Source organism: Nocardia sp. NPDC050412, from assembly GCF_044458825.1.
Lineage (GTDB): Bacteria > Actinomycetota > Actinomycetes > Mycobacteriales > Mycobacteriaceae > Nocardia.
Genome location: NZ_JBITIJ010000012.1, coordinates 219,637 through 237,972, shown reverse-complemented (window position 1 = coordinate 237,972; position 18,336 = coordinate 219,637). Strand labels below are relative to the sequence as shown.

The 18,336-nt window shown below is 66.0% G+C and carries 17 protein-coding genes; 10 read left to right on the top strand and 7 right to left on the bottom strand.

Annotated features, from left to right (window positions below):
• Nucleotides 1–43: 43 nt before the first annotated feature.
• Entirely contained in the window at nt 44–655 is a 612-nt protein-coding gene (locus ACIBI6_RS30600; RefSeq protein WP_396958629.1) for a GNAT family N-acetyltransferase, read from the bottom strand.
• A 245-nt stretch (nt 656–900) separates the two neighbouring features.
• Here ACIBI6_RS30600 and ACIBI6_RS30595 point away from each other — a divergent pair, with 245 nt between their 5' ends.
• Nucleotides 901–2,442, top strand: coding sequence for a leucyl aminopeptidase (locus tag ACIBI6_RS30595; RefSeq protein ID WP_364345282.1), 1,542 nt, complete (start codon nt 901–903; stop codon nt 2,440–2,442).
• Between the two features lie 185 nt (nt 2,443–2,627).
• Here ACIBI6_RS30595 and ACIBI6_RS30590 read toward each other — a convergent pair whose 3' ends face one another.
• The gene (locus tag ACIBI6_RS30590; RefSeq protein ID WP_396958628.1) at nt 2,628–2,990 is read right to left on the bottom strand and encodes an oxidoreductase; all 363 of its coding nucleotides are present in this window, start codon (nt 2,988–2,990) and stop codon (nt 2,628–2,630) included.
• Between the two features lie 259 nt (nt 2,991–3,249).
• On the opposite strand from ACIBI6_RS30590, the gene sucB reads away from it, so the two are divergent.
• The 5 genes from sucB to lipA all read left to right on the top strand — a co-directional run bounded on the left by sucB (nt 3,250) and on the right by lipA (nt 8,558).
• On the top strand, nt 3,250–5,037 hold the full coding sequence (sucB, locus tag ACIBI6_RS30585; RefSeq protein WP_396958627.1) for a 2-oxoglutarate dehydrogenase, E2 component, dihydrolipoamide succinyltransferase: 1,788 nt from the start codon (nt 3,250–3,252) through the stop codon (nt 5,035–5,037).
• Between the two features lie 23 nt (nt 5,038–5,060).
• Nucleotides 5,061–5,966 carry a TIGR01777 family oxidoreductase gene (locus ACIBI6_RS30580; protein WP_364345288.1) on the top strand — a complete coding sequence of 302 codons (906 nt, stop codon included), beginning with the start codon at nt 5,061–5,063 and terminating at the stop codon, nt 5,964–5,966.
• Nucleotides 5,967–6,074: 108 nt separating this feature from the next.
• On the top strand, nt 6,075–6,608 hold the full coding sequence (locus ACIBI6_RS30575; protein ID WP_396958626.1) for a GNAT family N-acetyltransferase: 534 nt from the start codon (nt 6,075–6,077) through the stop codon (nt 6,606–6,608).
• 120 nt (nt 6,609–6,728) lie between these two features.
• Nucleotides 6,729–7,463 carry a lipoyl(octanoyl) transferase LipB gene (gene lipB / locus ACIBI6_RS30570; RefSeq protein WP_364345292.1) on the top strand — a complete coding sequence of 245 codons (735 nt, stop codon included), beginning with the start codon at nt 6,729–6,731 and terminating at the stop codon, nt 7,461–7,463.
• Between the two features lie 78 nt (nt 7,464–7,541).
• Complete coding sequence (lipA, locus tag ACIBI6_RS30565; RefSeq protein WP_364345294.1) at nt 7,542–8,558, top strand: lipoyl synthase; 1,017 nt, start codon at nt 7,542–7,544, stop codon at nt 8,556–8,558.
• 87 nt (nt 8,559–8,645) lie between these two features.
• Here the strand turns inward: lipA and ACIBI6_RS30560 are convergent, their stop codons facing one another.
• Nucleotides 8,646–9,080: an ester cyclase gene (locus ACIBI6_RS30560; protein ID WP_364345296.1), complete on the bottom strand. Its 435-nt coding sequence runs from the start codon at nt 9,078–9,080 to the stop codon at nt 8,646–8,648.
• A gap of 714 nt (nt 9,081–9,794) precedes the next feature.
• On the opposite strand from ACIBI6_RS30560, the gene ACIBI6_RS30555 reads away from it, so the two are divergent.
• Complete coding sequence (locus ACIBI6_RS30555; RefSeq protein WP_396958649.1) at nt 9,795–12,002, top strand: elongation factor G-like protein EF-G2; 2,208 nt, start codon at nt 9,795–9,797, stop codon at nt 12,000–12,002.
• Nucleotides 12,003–12,046: 44 nt separating this feature from the next.
• The gene (locus ACIBI6_RS30550) at nt 12,047–12,598 is read left to right on the top strand and encodes a hypothetical protein (RefSeq protein ID WP_396958625.1); all 552 of its coding nucleotides are present in this window, start codon (nt 12,047–12,049) and stop codon (nt 12,596–12,598) included.
• A gap of 316 nt (nt 12,599–12,914) precedes the next feature.
• Here ACIBI6_RS30550 and ACIBI6_RS30545 read toward each other — a convergent pair whose 3' ends face one another.
• Together ACIBI6_RS30545 and glnA are read right to left on the bottom strand one after the other, a co-directional pair.
• On the bottom strand, nt 12,915–13,805 hold the full coding sequence (locus ACIBI6_RS30545; RefSeq protein WP_396958624.1) for a tyrosine-protein phosphatase: 891 nt from the start codon (nt 13,803–13,805) through the stop codon (nt 12,915–12,917).
• A gap of 537 nt (nt 13,806–14,342) precedes the next feature.
• The gene (gene glnA, locus ACIBI6_RS30540) at nt 14,343–15,779 is read right to left on the bottom strand and encodes a type I glutamate--ammonia ligase (RefSeq protein ID WP_364345304.1); all 1,437 of its coding nucleotides are present in this window, start codon (nt 15,777–15,779) and stop codon (nt 14,343–14,345) included.
• 253 nt (nt 15,780–16,032) lie between these two features.
• Between glnA and ACIBI6_RS30535 the strand changes: the two genes are divergently transcribed.
• Both ACIBI6_RS30535 and ACIBI6_RS30530 read left to right on the top strand, forming a co-directional pair.
• Entirely contained in the window at nt 16,033–16,563 is a 531-nt protein-coding gene (locus ACIBI6_RS30535; RefSeq protein WP_396958623.1) for an RDD family protein, read from the top strand.
• 37 nt (nt 16,564–16,600) lie between these two features.
• Entirely contained in the window at nt 16,601–16,990 is a 390-nt protein-coding gene (locus ACIBI6_RS30530) for a YrdB family protein (RefSeq protein WP_364345308.1), read from the top strand.
• A 46-nt stretch (nt 16,991–17,036) separates the two neighbouring features.
• On the opposite strand, the gene ACIBI6_RS30525 is transcribed toward ACIBI6_RS30530, so the two are convergent.
• A complete protein-coding gene (locus tag ACIBI6_RS30525) occupies nt 17,037–17,780 on the bottom strand; it encodes a DUF4191 domain-containing protein (protein WP_396958622.1) in 744 nt (247 codons plus the stop codon).
• Nucleotides 17,781–17,822: 42 nt separating this feature from the next.
• Nucleotides 17,823–18,272 carry a TY-Chap domain-containing protein gene (locus tag ACIBI6_RS30520; RefSeq protein WP_396958621.1) on the bottom strand — a complete coding sequence of 150 codons (450 nt, stop codon included), beginning with the start codon at nt 18,270–18,272 and terminating at the stop codon, nt 17,823–17,825.
• Nucleotides 18,273–18,336 lie beyond the last annotated feature (64 nt).

Here is an 18,336-nt window from a genome sequence, read left to right as displayed (position 1 = left end):
CGCCCCTGGGCTCGTACTCGACCTGCTGGCGCGGCGATCTCGATCAGCCGCGGAACCACATGGGAATCAGCGTCGGGCCGTCCTCCGGGAGGGTGTGGGTGTGCCCTTCGCGCACGAATCCCTTGCGCGTGTAGAGCCGGGCCGATCGTTGCGTACTGGCTTCCAGGAATGCCGGAATACTCGCATCGGATGCGGCCTTCAGCCGGTCGGTCAGGATGGCGCCGCCCGCGCCCTTTCCGCGATGCTCCGGAACGGTGACGATCACCTGGAGGTAGCGGTGCGGGAATTCGCGTGGATGTTCCCTGGCGAGCAGGCCGGTGACATAGGCCGCGCGGCGCAGCGCCGAGACCTCGGGGGCAGCATCGGCGGCGGCCCGGAGTTCGGCGGCCTCGGCCGCGTGGCGGTCGACGGAAGTGACGGTCTGCCACAGCGATACGGCTCGGATGCTGCCGTCGGCCTCGGCAATCCAGATCTCGTCCTCGCACAGCGCCTTGTCGATGAGATCGGGCACCCAGCCCGCGAGGAACCGGTCGGCGGGGTGGCCATGCAATATCCACACGGTCACCGCCTCATCAAGGGCGGCCGCGGCGAATGCGGCGATGAGCGGATCGCGATCCGCCGCGGTCGCCTGCCGAACGGTCGAACCGGTACCCATAGCGCAATCCTCTCGCCGCGAACGATGTGTTCATTGGCCAATGTAGGTCGGACATACCGGGGTTGCTAGCGATGACCGAATTCGTGCTGGCCGAAAGTGCACCCGCACCAACGACATCGGCGGACCGACAGGCCGAACTCAGCCACTTCGCCCGGTCCCGAACTGGACTTCGCCGCCCTGCTCGATACCGGCCTCGAACTGCTCCTCGACGGGATAGCGGCACGTCTGCCCAGTAACCTGTGCCCATGACCGCTGTTGCAGATCGTTCGCTCGGACCGGAACTGGACCTGGTCGACACCATCGGCCCCGACACCGACGTACTGGTGATCGGATTGGTGTCCGGCGACGACGGCCCGACAATCGCCACCTTGGAGGACGACTTCGTCGACACCATCCTCGCCGCCGAGGTGCGCGCCGCGCTTCAGGAACAGCTGCGCGCAGTCGGCGCAAAGGGCAAGGCCGAGGAACTGACCAGGATTCCGGCGCCTGTCGGTCTCGGTGCGAAGAGTGTGCTCGCCGTCGGACTCGGCGCCGCGGATAAGATCGATGCCGAGCAGATCCGCCGCTCGGCCGGTGTGGCCGCTCGCTCGCTGACCGGTGTCGGCCGGGCCGTGACGACACTGTCGGGTCTGGAGGGCGGCATCGGCCCGACCGCCGAAGGGTTCTTCCTAGGCGCCTACACGTTCACCGCGTTCAAATCCGAGAACGCCAACGGCAAGCCGGATGATCAGCCGGTGCGCAGGGTCGAACTCCTGGTCGGCGACCCCAGTGCGTCCTATGGCAAGGGTTTCGCGCACGACTGGGTGGTCGCCGAATCGATCGCCACCGCACGCGATTTCGTCAACACCCCGCCCAGCCACCTGTACCCGGCCGAATTCGCCACCCGTGCAAAGGCCCTCGGCGAGGCCGCCGGTCTCCAGGTGGAGGTGCTCGACGAACAGGCGCTCGCGGACGGCGGCTACGGCGGTGTGCTCGGCGTCGGCAAGGGTTCCTCGCGTCAGCCCCGGCTGGTCCGCCTGACCTATCGCGGCGGCGATAAGAAGATCGCGTTGATCGGCAAGGGCATCACCTTCGACACCGGCGGCATCTCCATCAAGCCCGCCGCGAATATGGAGAATATGACCTCGGATATGGCGGGCGCCGCGGCGGTCATCGCCACGACCGTCGCCGCGGCCAAGCTGGAGCTGCCGGTCACGGTGATCGCGACCGTCCCGATGGCGGAGAATATGCCGTCGGCCACCGCGCAGCGCCCCGGCGACGTGCTCACCCAGTACGGCGGCAAGACCGTCGAGGTGCTGAACACCGATGCCGAGGGCCGCCTCATCCTGGCCGACGCCATCGTGCGCGCGGGCGAGGACGAGCCGGACTACCTCATCGACGTCGCCACCCTGACCGGCGCCCAGATGGTCGCGCTCGGCACCCGTACCCCCGGCGTCATGGGCACCGACGATTTCCGCGACCGCGTCGCCCGCTTGTCCCGCCTCGCGGGCGAAAACGGTTGGGCCATGCCGCTTCCCACCGAACTGCGGGCCGACCTGAACTCCAAGGTCGCCGACCTCGCGAACGTCGCACCGCACCGTTGGGGCGGCATGCTCTCCGCGGCGATCTTCCTCCAGGAGTTCGTCCCGGAAGGCGTGCAGTGGGCGCATCTGGACGTTGCGGGCCCCGCCTATAACACCGGCGGCCCCTTCGGCTACATCGGCAAGGGCGGCACCGGGGTTCCGGTCCGCACGCTGGTCTCGGTGATCGAGGACATCGCCGCCGAGGACGCACCCACCGCTGAGTAAGCCGCCCATCGCAACGGCATGCGCGGCGCCCGAAGCCGTTCGGGCGCCGCACCGGTCGCGGCGGGATCGACGGTAGTGAAATGGTGGTTTGCGAGGGCGTTCGAACCGCCTCTCACTACCGTCGACAGCTACCCACCTCGGCTGACGGGCAAGCGCCGCGAACATATTGAACGAAACGAACAGTGCTACGGGTCGCGCAATTCGCGTTCGAACGCTCGCTGGCGCTCTACCCGCCTGCGGGCGTCATAGTCGCGCATCCGTTGCGGATAACCGGTCTTGCGAACGTCGTAAACCGGAATCCGCAAATCACCGGCAAGCCGTCGCGCCCCACGCTCGCCGACGATGCGGCGGGTCCATTCACCATCGGCGGCAATAAGCACGACAGTGACATCCGTCACGGTTGTCTTGGGCTCCACGTACCCTTCGACCCCGGTGTGGGCGCGCACCCACTCGGCGAGATAGCGGGCATCCTCGCCACTACCCGAACCCCCACGTAAAACGCTGCCACCCCGGGCCGCGCCGCCTCGGAAACGATCCAGCAAACCCAACGACGCCGACCTCCTTCCACCTGTGACCGAGTGCTCGGCACCGGTCATTCCATCTTGCCAGCCCCGTGCAGTTCGCTGCCCTGTGCTACACGTCTCGCAGACGAGTGCAAGGATGGATCGCGGTACAAGAACCACACAGATCTCCGGTGCCACGCACAATGATCGGTGGCTTTCGGACACCCATCGCGACCCGCGGTGGGTGTTCGCAGTGAGATCAACTGTTGTAGAACCCGTCGAGCAGTCAGAGGAGTCAACGGACATGGCCTTCTCCGTCCAGATGCCGGCTCTTGGTGAGAGCGTCACCGAGGGAACGGTGACCAGGTGGCTGAAGCAGGAAGGAGACACGGTCGAGGTCGACGAGCCACTGCTCGAGGTCTCCACCGATAAGGTCGACACCGAGATCCCGTCGCCGGCGGCGGGTGTGTTGTCGAAGATCGTCGCCGCCGAGGATGACGTCGTCGAGGTCGGCGGTGAGCTCGGTGTGATCAGCGAAGCCGGCGAAGCGCCCGCGCCCGCCGCCGCACCCGCACCTGAAGCCGCGCCTGCACCCGCCCCCGCACCGGAGCCGGAACCGGCCCCCGCGCCCGCGGCCGCCGCTGCGGCCCCCGCGCCAGCGGCTCCCGCCGCAGCCCCGGCCGCCGCGTCGGGCACCCCGGTCAAGATGCCGGAACTCGGTGAGTCGGTCACCGAGGGCACCGTCACCCGCTGGCTCAAGCAGGTCGGTGACCAGGTCGCCGTCGACGAGCCGCTGCTCGAGGTCTCCACCGATAAGGTCGACACCGAGATCCCCTCGCCCGTCGCGGGCACCCTGCTGGAGATCTCCGCGCAGGAAGACGATGTCGTCGCCGTCGGTGGACAGCTCGGCGTGATCGGCAGCGGCGCCCCCGCGGCCGCCGCACCGGCACCCGCCGCCCCCGCACCGGCCCCGGCAGCTCCGGCGCCCGCTCCGGCACCCGCGCCCGCCGCTGCGGCCCCTGCACCAGCTGCGGCCCCTGCACCAGCTGCGGCCCCTGCACCAGCTCCGGCCCCTGCAGCTCCCAAGCCTGCTCCGGCTCCGGCCGCCACGGCTCCGGCGCCGACCCAGGACACCTCTGGCAACGGCGCGGCCCCCTACGTCACCCCGCTGGTCCGCAAGCTGGCCGAGGAGAACGGCGTAAATCTCGCCACCGTCACCGGCTCCGGTGTCGGCGGACGCATCCGCAAGCAGGATGTGCTCGCCGCCGTCGAGGCCAAGAAGGCGCCGGCTCCGGCCGCCGCCCCCGCGGCCGCCGCACCGGCCGCAAAAGCGCCCGCCGCGGCGGCGGTCCCGTCACAGCTGGCGCATCTGCGCGGCACCGTGCAGAAGGCGAGCCGCATCCGCCAGATCACCGCCACCAAGACCCGGGAATCGCTGCAGACCACCGCGCAGCTGACCCAGGTGCACGAGGCGGATGTCACCAAGATCGCGGCACTGCGCAGCCAGGCCAAGGCCGCGTTCAAGGACCGCGAGGGCGTCAACCTGACGTTCCTGCCGTTCTTCGCCAAGGCGGTCGTCGAGGCGCTCGGCGTGCACCCGAATGTGAACGCCAGCTACGACGAGTCCACGAAGGAGATCACCTACCACGCCTCGGTGCACCTCGGCATCGCCGTCGACACCGAGCAGGGTCTGCTGTCCCCGGTGATCCACAACGCCAGCGACCTGTCGCTGGCCGGACTGGCCCGTGCCATCGCCGATATCGCCAACCGGGCCCGCACCGGCGGCCTCAAGCCGGACGAGCTGGCCGGTGGCACCTTCACCATCACCAATATCGGCAGCCAGGGCGCGCTGTTCGACACCCCGATCCTGGTTCCGCCGCAGGCGGGCATGCTCGGCACGGGTGCGATCGTGAAGCGCCCGGTGGTGGTCACCGATGAGACCGGCAACGAGTCCATCGGCGTTCGGTCCATGTGCTACCTGCCGCTCACCTACGATCACCGCCTCATCGACGGCGCCGACGCCGGTCGCTTCCTGACCACCATCCGGCACCGGCTCGAGGAAGCGGCGTTCGAGGCGGACCTCGGTCTGTAGTCGGAAAGGATCGTCTGTCGCGTATGAAGGTGGTGATCGCCGGTTCGTCCGGGCTGATCGGGACGGCGCTCGTCGCGGCATTGCGCCGCGACGGGCACGAAGTCGCCCGATTGGTACGCCGCTCCCCCAACGCGCCGGACGAGTACCGCTGGGATCCCGCTCGCGCCGATCTGGACGAGCGGGCCCTACGCGGCGCCGATGCGGTGGTCAACCTCTGCGGAGCAAGCCTCGGACGGCGGCGCTGGAACGGCAGCTACAAACAGGAGCTGCGCGACAGTCGGCTGACCCCGACCGATGTGCTGGCCAATGCGGTCGCCGTCGCTGGTGTGCCGGTGCTCGTGAATGCCAGCGGCGTGCACTACTACGGCGGTGCCACCGGCAGTAGGGTGGTCGACGAAACCGCTCCCGCGGGAACGGGTTTCCTCGCGACCCTCTGCCAAGATTGGGAGGCCGCGACCAAACCCGCCGTCGATGCCGGTGTGCGCACGGTGCTGTTGCGCAGCGCGGTGGTGCTGTCTCATCACGGCGGCATGCTCGGCATGCTGCAGCCGTTGTACTCGCTCGGGCTCGGCGGCCGACTCGGCAACGGACGTCAGTACACGCCGTGGATCTCGATGGCCGACGAGATCGGTGCGATCATCTTCGCGCTCACCCACGACAGCATTGCGGGGCCGATCAATTCGGTCGGTCCGGCACCGGTCACCAATGCCGAATTCAATCGGGCACTCGGCCGCGTCCTGCATCGGCCGACCCCATTCGTGGTGCCCGCGTTCGCATTACGCGCGCTGATCGGCGAATTCGCCGAAGAGGCGATCCTGAACGGGCCGCGTGTGATTCCGACGGCGCTGGAGGCGGCGGGTTACCCGTTCCAGCACCAGACGATCGGCGCGGCGCTGGCGGCGGCCTTGGGCCGTGATGATGAACGATGACGACGGACACCGAGACCGACACGGTATAGACCGCGCGCCGACATTCACCGGCAGCACAACGATCCAGGCACCGGAGCCAATTACCAAGCGCCCCAATGGAGTAGATCGATGACCGAGCTAGACACCCGAGGTGCCACCGTCATCCGCGACGCGCACGAGGGAGATCTGCCCGAGATCCTGGTCATCCACAACGTGAATATCGCCACCTCCACCGCCATCTGGGATCACGAGCAGGTCGATCTCGACGATCGACGCGCCTGGTTCCGCGGGCGCACCGCCGCCGGACTGCCCATTCTGGTCGCCGATATCGGCGGCGAGGTCGCCGGTTACGCCAGCTACGGCCCCTGGCGGACCCGATCGGGTTACCGCTTCACCGTGGAGAATTCGGTCTATGTAGCCGACCGTTTCCACCGTCGCGGTATCGCCGGCGCCCTGCTCACCGAGCTGATCGGGCGTGCCCGCCGGGCGGGCACCGTGCACGCAATGGTCGCCGCCATCGAGTCCGGCAATACCGGTTCGATCGCGCTGCACGAGCGGTTCGATTTCCGCACCGTCGGAGAACTGCCGGAAGTCGGCCGGAAGTTCGGTCGCTGGATGGACCTGACCCTGATGCAGTTGACACTGCCCGTCGAGGGCGACTAGGCCGGTCGGCAGTGGCCGCAGCCCCAGTGCCTGCGCCCGATGCCAAACCTGGCAACCCTGTGGCATCGCCCACACCGGGTTGGTTTATTGGATGGCCGCGCTCGGCGTACCGTCAAGGGCGTGAACGACACGCGCACCACCTGGTCCGCCCGATTCGATACGACCCCGATCGTGGTCGAGGATCTCGGACTCATCGATTACCACAGCGCCTGGGATATGCAGCGGTCGATCGCCGCGCAGCGGGCCGCCGGGGAGGGCTCCGACCATTTGCTCCTGCTGGAGCACCCGTCGGTCTACACCGCCGGTCGCCGCACCGAGGCCGAGGATCTGCCGATCGACGGTAGCCCGGTGGTGCAGGTCGATCGCGGCGGCAAGATCACCTGGCACGGGCCGGGCCAGCTGGTCGGCTATCCGATTGTGCGACTGGCGGAGCCGGTGGATGTCGTGCATTACGTGCGCAGGCTCGAAGAAGCGCTGATCACCGTCTGCACCGGGCTCGGTCTGGACTGCGGCCGGGTCGAGGGCCGTTCCGGTGTCTGGCTGGCCGCGACCGAGCTGTACTCCGAGCGCAAGGTCGCCCAGATCGGCGTGCGGGTGCAGCAGGGCGTCGCGCTGCACGGCATCTCGCTCAACTGCAATTCCGCACTCGACGGCTTCCAGGCGATCGTCCCGTGCGGCATTCGCGACGCCGGTGTCACCACGCTGTCGCGCGAACTCGGTCGCGAGGTCACGGTGGCCGAAGTCAAGCCGCTCGTCGCCGATGCGATCACTCGCGCGCTCAATGGCGTACTGCCGGTGACCGCGCGCGACATCGCCCGCGCCGCACCGGCCGTCGAGCCTGCGAAAGCCGAATGAGTCGGCTGCTGTCGCGTTGCCCGGCACAGTGATGGACTGCATCCGACGGCGGCGCACGGCAGGCGTAAGGTCGATCGAGTGACCTCAGCTTCAGCACCGGCAGGACGCAAACTGCTACGCATCGAGGCGCGCAACGCGGAGACCCCGATCGAGCGCAAGCCTCAATGGATTCGGACCCGAGCCAAGATGGGCCCCGAGTACACCGAACTCAAGGGCCTGGTGAAACGCGAAGGCCTGCATACGGTGTGCGAGGAGGCGGGCTGTCCCAACATCTTCGAATGCTGGGAAGACCGTGAGGCCACCTTCCTGATCGGCGGCGAACAGTGCACCCGCCGCTGCGATTTCTGCCAGATCGACACCGGCAAACCCGCCGCACTCGATCGCGACGAGCCGCGCCGGGTCGCCGAAAGCGTCCAGGCGATGGGTCTGCGCTACTCCACCATCACCGGTGTCGCGCGCGACGACCTCGACGACGGCGGCGCCTGGCTCTACGCCGAAACCGTCCGGGCCATCAAGGCTTTGAATCCGAACACCGGCGTCGAACTGCTCATCCCGGACTTCAACGCGGTCCCCGAGCAGTTGGCCGAGGTCTTCTCCACCCGCCCCGAGGTGCTCGCGCACAACCTGGAGACGGTGCCGCGTATCTTCAAGCGGATCCGCCCGGCATTCCGCTACGAGCGCTCCCTCGCCGTACTGACCGCGGCCCGCGAAGATGGCCTGGTCACCAAGTCGAACCTGATCCTCGGCATGGGCGAAACCCCAGAGGAAGTCACCCAGGCCATGCGCGACCTGCACGAGGCCGGCTGCGACATCCTCACCATCACCCAGTACCTGCGCCCCTCCCCGCGCCACCACCCGGTCGACCGCTGGGTCAAGCCAGAGGAGTTCGTCGAGCACTCCCGCATGGCCGAGGAAATCGGCTTCGCCGGTGTCATGGCCGGACCGCTGGTCCGCTCCTCCTACCGCGCGGGCCGGTTGTACGCCCAGGCAATGGCCCACCACGGGCGCGAAATCGCCCCCGCCATGGCCCATCTCGCCGAGGAGGGCACCGCCTCCCAGGAGGCCAGCTCCGTCCTGGCACGCTTCGGCAGCTGAGTGCCGCTGCGGCGATCGGACCAGGCGGCTGAAGCTGCTGGGTTCGATCGCCAGTGGCCCAAATGATCTCGGCTTCTCTGCGACGAGTCAGGTTGTCGCGGGGTGCGCCGCCTGGATGACACCGAGTTGCTGCATCATGCCGAGCGTGTCCCAACATGACCAGCTCTCGACGATCTTGCCGTCCTGGAAACGATAGATTGTGATTCCCTGAACGACCGCTGATTTGCCTGTCGGGGACATGCCCATCATCTCGCCGTCGTTGGTGCCTGTAGCCGTCCACCGGGTAGTGACGAAATCGCCCTCGGCGATCTGTTCGTTGACCAAGAACCGTTGATCCGAGAATGCGGCGAGATACATCTGCACGAGCCTTTTGAAACCGTCGGGGCCATGAACCTCGGCGAACGGGTTCTGTGGATCGTGGTTGATGCAGTCAGCCGCAATCACCTCGTCGAATACGCTGAGGTCTCGCATGTTCCATGCGTCGAGGACACGCTTGGCGGTGGCCTTGTTCTGCTCTGACATGACGCTTCCTATCGCTTGCTGGGCCGAACTGGCGGGGCGGCCATAGTCGCTGCAGGCAGCATTCGCGGTGCCCGGCATCGAGCGTGGTGTGCAGCGCGGCCGCGATGCCAACAGCGGACCCAGGCGCCGCCCCCAATATATGGACGCTGTCATCACGACGGATGCCCGTCCGAATGTTCTCGGCGGACATCCAGCTACCCGCCGATCACAAACCCTGAAGCCGGTGTATCGCAACCATTGTGCGCCTCTTTCGTGCACGCGGTAAGGGGACAACGGAGACTACTCCGAGCCTGTGCCAGGCTCGCACGGCATCTACCTGTGCATTGATTGTTCAACATGTTGGGTTGGGGTCGACCGCGAGGACGCCTCGGACGGGGACACCGTGGTGACGTAGGCGCGGTTCGGCGCACGACTCGAGCAAACGAGCCGATTTGGCTAATATTTAGTTAACCTACGTTCACTTATGTCGTAGCAGAAGTTCTGAGTGTCGGCAGTTCCAGCAGACAGCCGGAAGGCGTCGATGCGACCTTGTGGCCCGAAACGCAGACAACCGCCCGCCCTTGACACCCCGGATCCGGGTAACCCGACCTGAACCCCACATGCACACCACCCCACGCGCACCTGAACACATCGGATCTTCCGATCCGGGCACGCGAGGCGACCGCTGGTGGGAAGCTCGAAGGACCGTAGGTGTCGACCGAGAAAGCGAGACACATGGTCGAGAAAGCGAGTGCGTCCGCAGGGACCAACGGTAAGGCTGTGACGGCGCAGCGGCCGGAAGACATCCGGAATGTGGTGCTGGTCGGGCACAGCGGGTCGGGTAAGACCACGTTGGTGGAGGCGTTGGCGCTCACGGCAGGCGCGGTGAATCGCGCGGGCCGGGTGGAGGACGGGACGTCGCTATCGGATTATGACGAGATCGAACATCGTCAGCACCGGTCGGTGCAGCTGTCGGTGGTGCCGATGGTGTGGCACGGGATCAAGATCAATCTGCTGGATACCCCCGGATACGCCGATTTCGTCGGTGAGCTGCGCGCGGGTCTGCGTGCGGCGGATGCCGCCCTGTTCGTCATTTCCGCGGCTGAGGGCGCCGAGGCCGTCAGCGGCGCGACCCGTGCGCTGTGGGAGGAGTGCGCGGCGGTCGGGATGCCGCGGGCCATCGTGATCACCCACCTCGATACCGCGCGCGCCGAATTCGACGAGATGACCGAGACCTGTCGGCTGGTGCTCGGCGGTGGGTCCTCGGAAAACATTCTGCCGCTGCATCTTCCGGTGTACGGGCCGAAGAATCCGGACGGTCATCGGCCGGTGACCGGTTTGGTCGAACTGCTTCCGCACTGCATCGCGGACTACTCCTCCGGGGAGGAAGTCCAGTGCGAACCGTCCGACGATCAGCTGCCGCAGCTCGAGGAGGCGCGCAACCGGCTGATCGAGGGCATCATCGCCGAGAGCGAAGACGAGACGTTGATGGAGCGCTATCTCGCCGGCGAGGAGATCGAGCTGGCGGCACTTGTCGAGGACCTCGAACGCGCGGTCGCCCGGGGCAGTTTCCATCCCGTGCTGTTCGGCGCACCCGCTCCCGAGGGGGCCAAACAGGGCCTCGGCACCATAGAACTGTTAGAGCTGATCACCGGCGGATTTCCCACACCATCGGAACATGCGGTCTCGGCGGTCACCACCTCCGACGGAGCGGCGCCGACCCCGTTGCACTGCGATCCCGACGGCGCGTTGGCGGCCGAGGTGATCCGCACGGCCTCGGATCCGTATGTCGGGCGCGTCTCGCTGGTCCGCGTCTTCTCCGGCACCCTGCGACCCGACGACACGGTGCATGTCTGCGGTCACGGCCTGGAGGACCGCGGCCACGAAAGCCACGATGTGGACGAGCGCATCGGCGCAATCACCGCACCGTTCGGCAAACAGCAGCGTCCGCTCGGCCAGGCCATCGCCGGTGATATCGCCTATGTCACCAAACTCAGCCACGCAGAAACCGGCGACACCCTCTCCGGCACCGCCACCCCGCTGTTGATCGAACCATGGCAGATGCCCGATCCCCTACTGCCCATTGCCATTCAGGCACGCAGCAAGGCGGATGAGGACAAGCTCTCCAGCGGCCTGACCCGGCTGGCGGCCGAAGATCCCGCGATCCGGCTGGAACAGAATCCCGATACCCATCAGATCGTGCTGTGGTGTCTGGGTGAGGCGCACCGCGATGTCGCGCTGGAGCGGTTGCGCAGCAGGTTCGGTGTGCAGGTCGACGTGATCGACCACAAGGTCGCGCTGCGAGAAACGTTCGCGGGCAAAGCGACCGGTAAGGGCCGACACGTCAAACAGTCGGGCGGGCACGGACAGTACGCGGTCTGCGAGATCGAGGTGGAACCGCTGCCCGGCGGATCTGGTATCGAATTCGTCGACCGGGTGGTGGGCGGAGTCGTACCGCGACAGTTCATTCCGTCGGTGGAGAAGGGTGTGCGCGCCCAGGCTGCGCGCGGGGTGGCGGCCGGGTACCCGCTGGTCGATCTGCGCGTGACACTCTTCGACGGCAAAGCGCATTCGGTCGACTCCTCCGATGCCGCATTCCAGACCGCGGGTGCGCTCGCATTGCGCGAGGCCGCTGCCGCCGCGGGTATCGCCCTGCTCGAACCGATCGCCGACGTATGGGTGGTGGTCACCGACGATTACGTCGGTCCGGTACTCACCGATCTGTCCGGACGGCGCGGACGCGTCCTCGGTACCGAACCGCACGGCACCGGCCGCACCCGCATCCACGCCGAGGTCCCCGAACTCCAACTCACCCGCTACGCAATAGATCTACGCTCGCTCTCACATGGCGCGGGTGATTTCACACGCTCGTATATCCGGCACGAGCCGATGCCGAACGCATTGGCGGGCACGGTCCGCGAGCACGCCAAGAAGTCGGGCTGATACCCCAGCGCCACAGGATGTTTCGCTAGCGTCGAAGGAGCCGGGTGAGCAGTCCAGAGCGTTTCGTCGTCGACACCGAGCATTTCGGCAAGATCGTAATCACGCGGGCCGACGAAAGAGTGGTCACCGCACCGGTATTCGACGATGCCACCGTGGTGACCATCGAGCGCGTCGGTCCGCGCACACGTCAGCGTGTTCCCATCGGTACGCGAAATGTCAAGCGGCTGCGGGCATCGATCAATGATCGCCCCATCAGGTTGACCGTCGGCCGTGGGCATTTCTACTACCGGTGGACCTATAGAGCCCTCGCCGAGGTCGACGGCAAGATTTTGCGGCTGATGCCGACGAATCTGCACTCCAGCACATTGATGCTCGGGCAGAAGGGTCAGGACGATCATGTTCTCGGCGAATTCATGCTGACCGGAACGCACCAGATCAATGCCGTTTGGGCACTGCCCTTCACCTCACGCGACCACAAGATAGCCGTTCGGCAGCCGAATCTGGAGGACGCACTCATCGCCTACGCCTTGGTGACGGCTTTCGGCACGGGAGGCGTCTCACTATGGGACCTGGTCGAGATGGTCCTTCCGATCTGAACTACTGCTGTCGCACAAGGTATGCGGAGTTCGCGCAGACTATAGAGACTGTTGCCGAACGGGGCCGATTTCGGCCGTGCCACAAATCAACTGCCCGGACGGACTACTGCCAGGTGATCATGCTCGCCGGTAGGTGATTTGGTCCCCCGCTGTGACGTCACGATCGCGTGCTGGGCGTATTCGGCAACAGGCTCCATACGGTGTGCGCGATCGTGAAAGTTTGTGCGGCAGCTCGCGGGTTCGGCCGCGGACGCCAGGCTGAGCTGAATGGGATCGGGCCCACTCCACCGGAAGGAGTGGGCCCGAACCGTTCTCGCTAGCTCACCAGGTTCTTCCGAAGTTGTACGAGGGTGCCGCCGTCGAGACCCAAGCCCTGGGTCAGGAACTTCCCGAAATCGCCATAGGCCTGATCCATCGCAGCGATCGCCGTATCCAAGTACTGATCACCAACCTCTTGCAACGGAATCAGCAGATCGGGATTCTGCATCAGCCCTGCCTGCTTCACCTGCTCACGCAACTTGGCATCCGCCGCGGCGCGATATTGATTCGACAGCAGATAATCCTGCCGCGCAGTAGGTTCCGGCACTCCGACCGCCCGCAACACCACATATGTCAGCCATCCAGTGCGATCCTTACCCGACGTGCAATGATAGAGCGACGCCCGATCGGTCGCCGCCAAATCTCGAATCGTCTGCCCGAACTTGGCTCGCGAATCATCGGTGAAGAAGCTCCGATACACATTGGCCATAATCTCCTCGGCCTTCCCGTTCCCGAGCAGTTCCTCTTGCTTCTGCGGATCCCGAGACTGAATGGCCGCCAGCATCTGCTGGAACAACCCGGTGTCATCGATCGGCCGCGCCACCTGCTGCACCCCCGCAGGCACCTTGTCAGCCCCCGCGAACTGCACCTCCGCAGGTGTCCGCAAATCAATAACCGCTCTGAGATTCAGGGTTCCGAGCTTCTGCACATCGGAGTCTGTCAACTTCTCCAACGAATCCGCCCGAATAACCTTCCCCGCCTTGACCTTCGCCCCGTCATAAGTCCGATACCCTCCGATATCCCGAACATTGACCGCCCCCTGCAAATCGATCTTCCCGCCGACAGCGGTAACACTCGGCTCGGCCATCGCCGAAGGCTGGAGCCCCGTCGCAGTCAGAGCCAAAGTCGCTGCGGCAGCACCTATAAGTGAAACAATTGAAATCCTCATGGCGCGGGACAGTAGAACCCCACCCGCACCTCGTGCGCCACTTCGCACCGATCCCACCGCCATTACCCCACTCACCGGTATCCCCGTGCCGCTCAATGGGATTCAGACTGGTCATTGGGTGCCGAAGCGCGCAGTCGCCAGCGAAACCCGAGATCGGTTGCGGCAGTGCCGAAGCAGTATATGCCTACTCGAAAGTGCGCGCGCGGTATACAGCTTCGACCACCGGCTACGGCAAGAGGTGACCCGACGCCGCCTCCTCCGCGCTCGATCGAACTACTCGCGAGCCGTCCGTCGCTCTCCTGCGGGAATCCGTTACGCAGCTCGTAATCGGCCAGATACTGATCCAGCGATATCGTGCCGAACCGCCCCATCAGATCGCGATCAAACGCAACGCCGCAACGCATAGCACACGCATGTCGTCGGGGCCAGGTTTTCTGTCCGCGAGTAGTCCGGAAACGACGGAGCCCCACCCGTCGAAACGGATGGGGCTCCATGCCTTACAGCGCAGGAGTGAAGCCTGCGGAGCGACCGAAGGGCCTACACGTCGAAGTACAGCTCGAACTCGTACGGGTGCGGGCGCAGGTTCACCGGCGCGATTTCGTTTTCGCGCTTGAGGCTGATCCAGGTCTCGATGAGGTCGGGGGTGAAGACGTTGCCTTCGGTCAGGTAGTCGTGGTCCTGTTCGAGGCGGTCGATGACCGAGGCCAGGCTGGTGGGGGCCTGCGGGATGCCCTTGGCCTCCTCCGGCGGGAGCTCGTAGAGGTCCTTGTCGACCGGAGCCTTCGGCTCGATCTTCTTCTTGATGCCGTCCAGGCCGGCCATCATCATGGCGGCGAAGGCCAGGTACGGGTTACCCGAGGAGTCGGGCGCGCGGAACTCGATGCGCTTGGCCTTCGGGTTGTTGCCGGTGACCGGGATGCGGACCGCGGCGGAGCGGTTGCGCTGCGAGTACACCAGGTTGATCGGGGCCTCGTAGCCCGGAACCAGGCGGTGGTAGGAGTTCACGGTCGGGTTGGTGAACGCCAGCAGCGACGGGGCGTGGTGCAGGATGCCGCCGATGTAGTGACGCGCCAGGTCCGACAGGCCCGCGTAGCCGGCCTCGTCATGGAACAGCGGCTTGCCGTCCTTCCACAGCGACTGGTGCACGTGCATGCCCGAGCCGTTGTCACCGAAGAGCGGCTTCGGCATGAACGTGACGGTCTTGCCCTCGGCCCACGCGGTGTTCTTCACGATGTACTTGAACAGCTGCAGGTCGTCGGCCGCGCCGAGCAGGGTGCCGAACTTGTAGTTGATCTCGGCCTGACCGGCGGTGCCGACCTCGTGGTGGCCGCGCTCGAGTTCGAAGCCCGCGTTCTGCAGGTTGGTCGAGATCTTGTCGCGCAGGTCGACGTAGTGATCGTACGGCGCGACCGGGAAGTAACCGCCCTTGTTGCGGACCTTGTAGCCGCGGTTGGGGGTGCCGTCCGGGTTGAACTCCGCGCCGGTGTTCCAGGAGCCGGAGATCGACTCGATCTCGTAGAAGGCGCCGTTCATGCCCGAGTCGTAGCGGATGGAGTCGAAGATGTAGAACTCGGCCTCGGCACCGAAGTAGGCGGTGTCGGCGATGCCGGTGCTCTTCAGGTACTCCTCCGCCTTGCGCGCGACGTTACGCGGGTCGCGGCTGTAGGCCTCGCGAGTGAACGGGTCGTGCACGAAGAAGTTGAGGTTCAGCGTCTTGGCCGCGCGGAACGGGTCCAGCCGAGCGGTGCTGAAGTCGGGGAGCAGCAGCATGTCCGACTCGTCGATGGACTGGAAGCCACGGACGGAGGAGCCGTCGAACGCTAGCCCTTCCTCAGCGAGGTCAGCGGTGAAAGCCTTCGCGGGAATCGAGAAGTGCTGCTGCACACCCGGAAGATCGCTGAAGCGGATGTCGACGTATTCGACCTCCTCTTCCTTGATGTGCTTGATGACCTCGTCGGCCGTGCTGAACGTCACTTGTTCTCCTTACGGATCGGTTCCCAGCCAGTGTCGATTGCATGGGTTCGTCGCGTCCAGACGGTATGGACGCGGTGTTTCCCAGCAATCAAGGCTGTGTTTCGCCAGTGTTACACGTGCGGCTGGCCGGGTGTTCAAGGCCACCCGGGCTCGAACAGCATGGTAATCCTGCCGACATTACCGACGCCCGCCGAGGTCAACTTGGGTTAATGCGGTGTCCTACGACCGGTCGTAGAGGCCTATTCTGGGGGTTATGGCACGCATCAGCGGATACTGGCTCTCCGGACCTTCGGCGGACCCGGGCGATCCGGCAACCCCCGAGTTCCCCGGTCAGTCCCTTGGTCTGCCCCGCTCCGGCGCCGGGGCGCTGGTGGGTATGTTGCGGCGCATCGTCGCACTCGTGGTGGACTGGTTCATCTCCCTCGGTGTGACCGCGATCATCGTGCGCCCGAATCCCGACAAGATCATCGCCGGGATGGATATTCCGGCCGGGCAGCCGCGTCCGTCGAATTTCGAGGCGATTGTGAGTGCGCTCACGACGCCCAACCTGATCGTGTGGTTCGTGATCGGTGTCGTCGCGGTGTCGCTGTTCGGGTACACGCCGGGGCAGTACTTCCTGCGCCTGCGCGTCATCCGCGTCGATGCACCGGTGGCCGTCGGTTTCGTGCGTGCGTTGGCCCGCCAGGTGCTGCTGGTCTTCGTGGTTCCGGCGCTGTTCACCGACGCCGACGGTCGCGGCATGCACGACCGAGCCACCGGCACCGCGGTCGTCCGCTCACGCTAGTGCCTCCAGGCGGGTGTCGGAACAGTACGCTCCGGCGGTGTCTCTGAATCCCGTCATGCTGGCGGTCCGCCTGTTCCTCGAACTCGCCGCCATTTCCTCATTCGCGGTCTGCGGTTGGCGCGCGTTCGATTCGCCCTGGCGCTATGTGGTGGTCGTCCTGCTGCCGCTCGCCGCCGCCGCGGCTTGGGGAACGTTCGCGGTGCCGGGCGATCCGAGCCGCAGCGGAAAGGCCCCGGTCGCGGTGGACGGCTGGGTTCGTCTGCTGGTCGAGATCGTGGTGCTGTTCGGTGGCGCGGCGGCATTCTGGATCGCGGGACTGCCTCGCTGGGCGCTGGTCTTCACCACGGTGCTCGTCGTCTACCACGCCATCGGCTACGACCGGATCACCTGGTTGCTCAACACTGGGCGAACCGGAACGACCCCTTAGGAATGCGAAGGCCCGCCTCCCACGGGATGCGGGCCTCGAAGCAGCATCAGCGCCGACGGATGGTGCGCTGCACCCCGCGCATCTTGGCGCCCGCGGGCATCGGGCCCTTGGGCAGTGCGGGACCGCTGCGCGAACTCAGCGCGGCCAGCCGGCCCTCGATGAGGTCTATGCGCTTGGTATCGATATTGCGAGGCAGCTTGGTGAGGTGCTTCTGCAGTTCCTTCAGCGGGATCTGGCCCTCGTCGTTACCGATGACGATGTCGTAGATCGGGGTGTCGCCGATGAGCCGCGCGGTGCGCTTCTTCTCCTGTGCCAGTAGCGATTTCAGCCGCTGCGGGGAACCCTCACCGATCAGGATGACGCCGGGCAGGCCGATCACGCGGTGCACCGCATCAAGCTGAGTCGTCGCAGCGACGCCATTGCTGACCCGCCATTTACCCTGCATGTTGTCCAGTACCCAGGCCGCCGCACCCGCCTGCCCCTCGGCCTTGGCGTATACATTGCGCTGCACCCGGCGACCGAAGATGATGAACGCGACGAGCACGCCGAGCAGCAGTCCGAGCGGCAGCAGGAACCACTGCAGCCCGAAGATCAGGCCGACCACCAGGAATACGACCGTGATCCCGACGACGGCGCCGACCATCAAAGGCAGCAGCAGCTTGTCTTCCTTGCGCTGCATCTGGAACGCCTGCCAGAGCTGCTGGCGGCGTTCTTTCGACTGCTGCTTGCGGGCCACCTTCGCCGCGGCCTTCGCTTCCTTGGACGGCGTGCCGCCCTTGCCTACTGCCATATTCACAGAATAGTGGCACGTCGGGCGGGTCTCCGCACCGCGTCAGTTCACGCCGCGACGCGCGATCTCACCCAATGCGGTGAGATCCAGATCACCCGAGGTCTCGGTCCAACCCATGGCGCGCAGCTCCGCGGGCGCGCCGACGCCGAGAGCGTCGTGCAGCCCGACGGCGACCGAGCGCGCGAGTCTGCGCAGAGTGTCCAGAGACAGTGGCCAGAGCAGCGTGCGGGTCCAGTTGTCGATTTCGCGACGCGCGACGGGTTCGCGCCAGCCGAGATCGCGCAGCATGCGTTCACCGGTCGCCGAGATGGGCTGCGCGAGATAGGAATTGCCCGCCAGTTCGACGGTCAGCTTGATGTCGTATTGCACGAATTGGACATATCGATTGCCGGGGGCGGCGATGATCAACGTTGCGCGGGAAGGTAGTTCGAAAAGGCACTGCGCCAGCGCCCGCCCGAATAGGTCCCAATCCGTGGTCACCGACTCGGTCATGCCCTCGCCTCGCTAACACTCAGCTCCGGCATGACCGCGCAACTCGGCTGTATTTACTGTTCAC

Bases quoted from the DNA above. Each gene is read 5' to 3' on its own strand.
- ACIBI6_RS30600 (WP_396958629.1), bottom strand. From the start codon at position 655: ATGGGTACCGGTTCGACCGTTCGGCAGGCGACCGCGGCGGATCGCGAT.
- ACIBI6_RS30595 (WP_364345282.1), top strand. From the start codon at position 901: ATGACCGCTGTTGCAGATCGTTCGCTCGGACCGGAACTGGACCTGGTC.
- sucB (WP_396958627.1), top strand. From the start codon at position 3,250: ATGGCCTTCTCCGTCCAGATGCCGGCTCTTGGTGAGAGCGTCACCGAG.
- ACIBI6_RS30580 (WP_364345288.1), top strand. From the start codon at position 5,061: ATGAAGGTGGTGATCGCCGGTTCGTCCGGGCTGATCGGGACGGCGCTC.
- ACIBI6_RS30575 (WP_396958626.1), top strand. From the start codon at position 6,075: ATGACCGAGCTAGACACCCGAGGTGCCACCGTCATCCGCGACGCGCAC.
- ACIBI6_RS30560 (WP_364345296.1), bottom strand. From the start codon at position 9,080: ATGTCAGAGCAGAACAAGGCCACCGCCAAGCGTGTCCTCGACGCATGG.
- ACIBI6_RS30555 (WP_396958649.1), top strand. From the start codon at position 9,795: ATGGTCGAGAAAGCGAGTGCGTCCGCAGGGACCAACGGTAAGGCTGTG.
- ACIBI6_RS30545 (WP_396958624.1), bottom strand. From the start codon at position 13,805: ATGAGGATTTCAATTGTTTCACTTATAGGTGCTGCCGCAGCGACTTTG.
- ACIBI6_RS30535 (WP_396958623.1), top strand. From the start codon at position 16,033: ATGGCACGCATCAGCGGATACTGGCTCTCCGGACCTTCGGCGGACCCG.
- ACIBI6_RS30525 (WP_396958622.1), bottom strand. From the start codon at position 17,780: ATGGCAGTAGGCAAGGGCGGCACGCCGTCCAAGGAAGCGAAGGCCGCG.
- ACIBI6_RS30520 (WP_396958621.1), bottom strand. From the start codon at position 18,272: ATGACCGAGTCGGTGACCACGGATTGGGACCTATTCGGGCGGGCGCTG.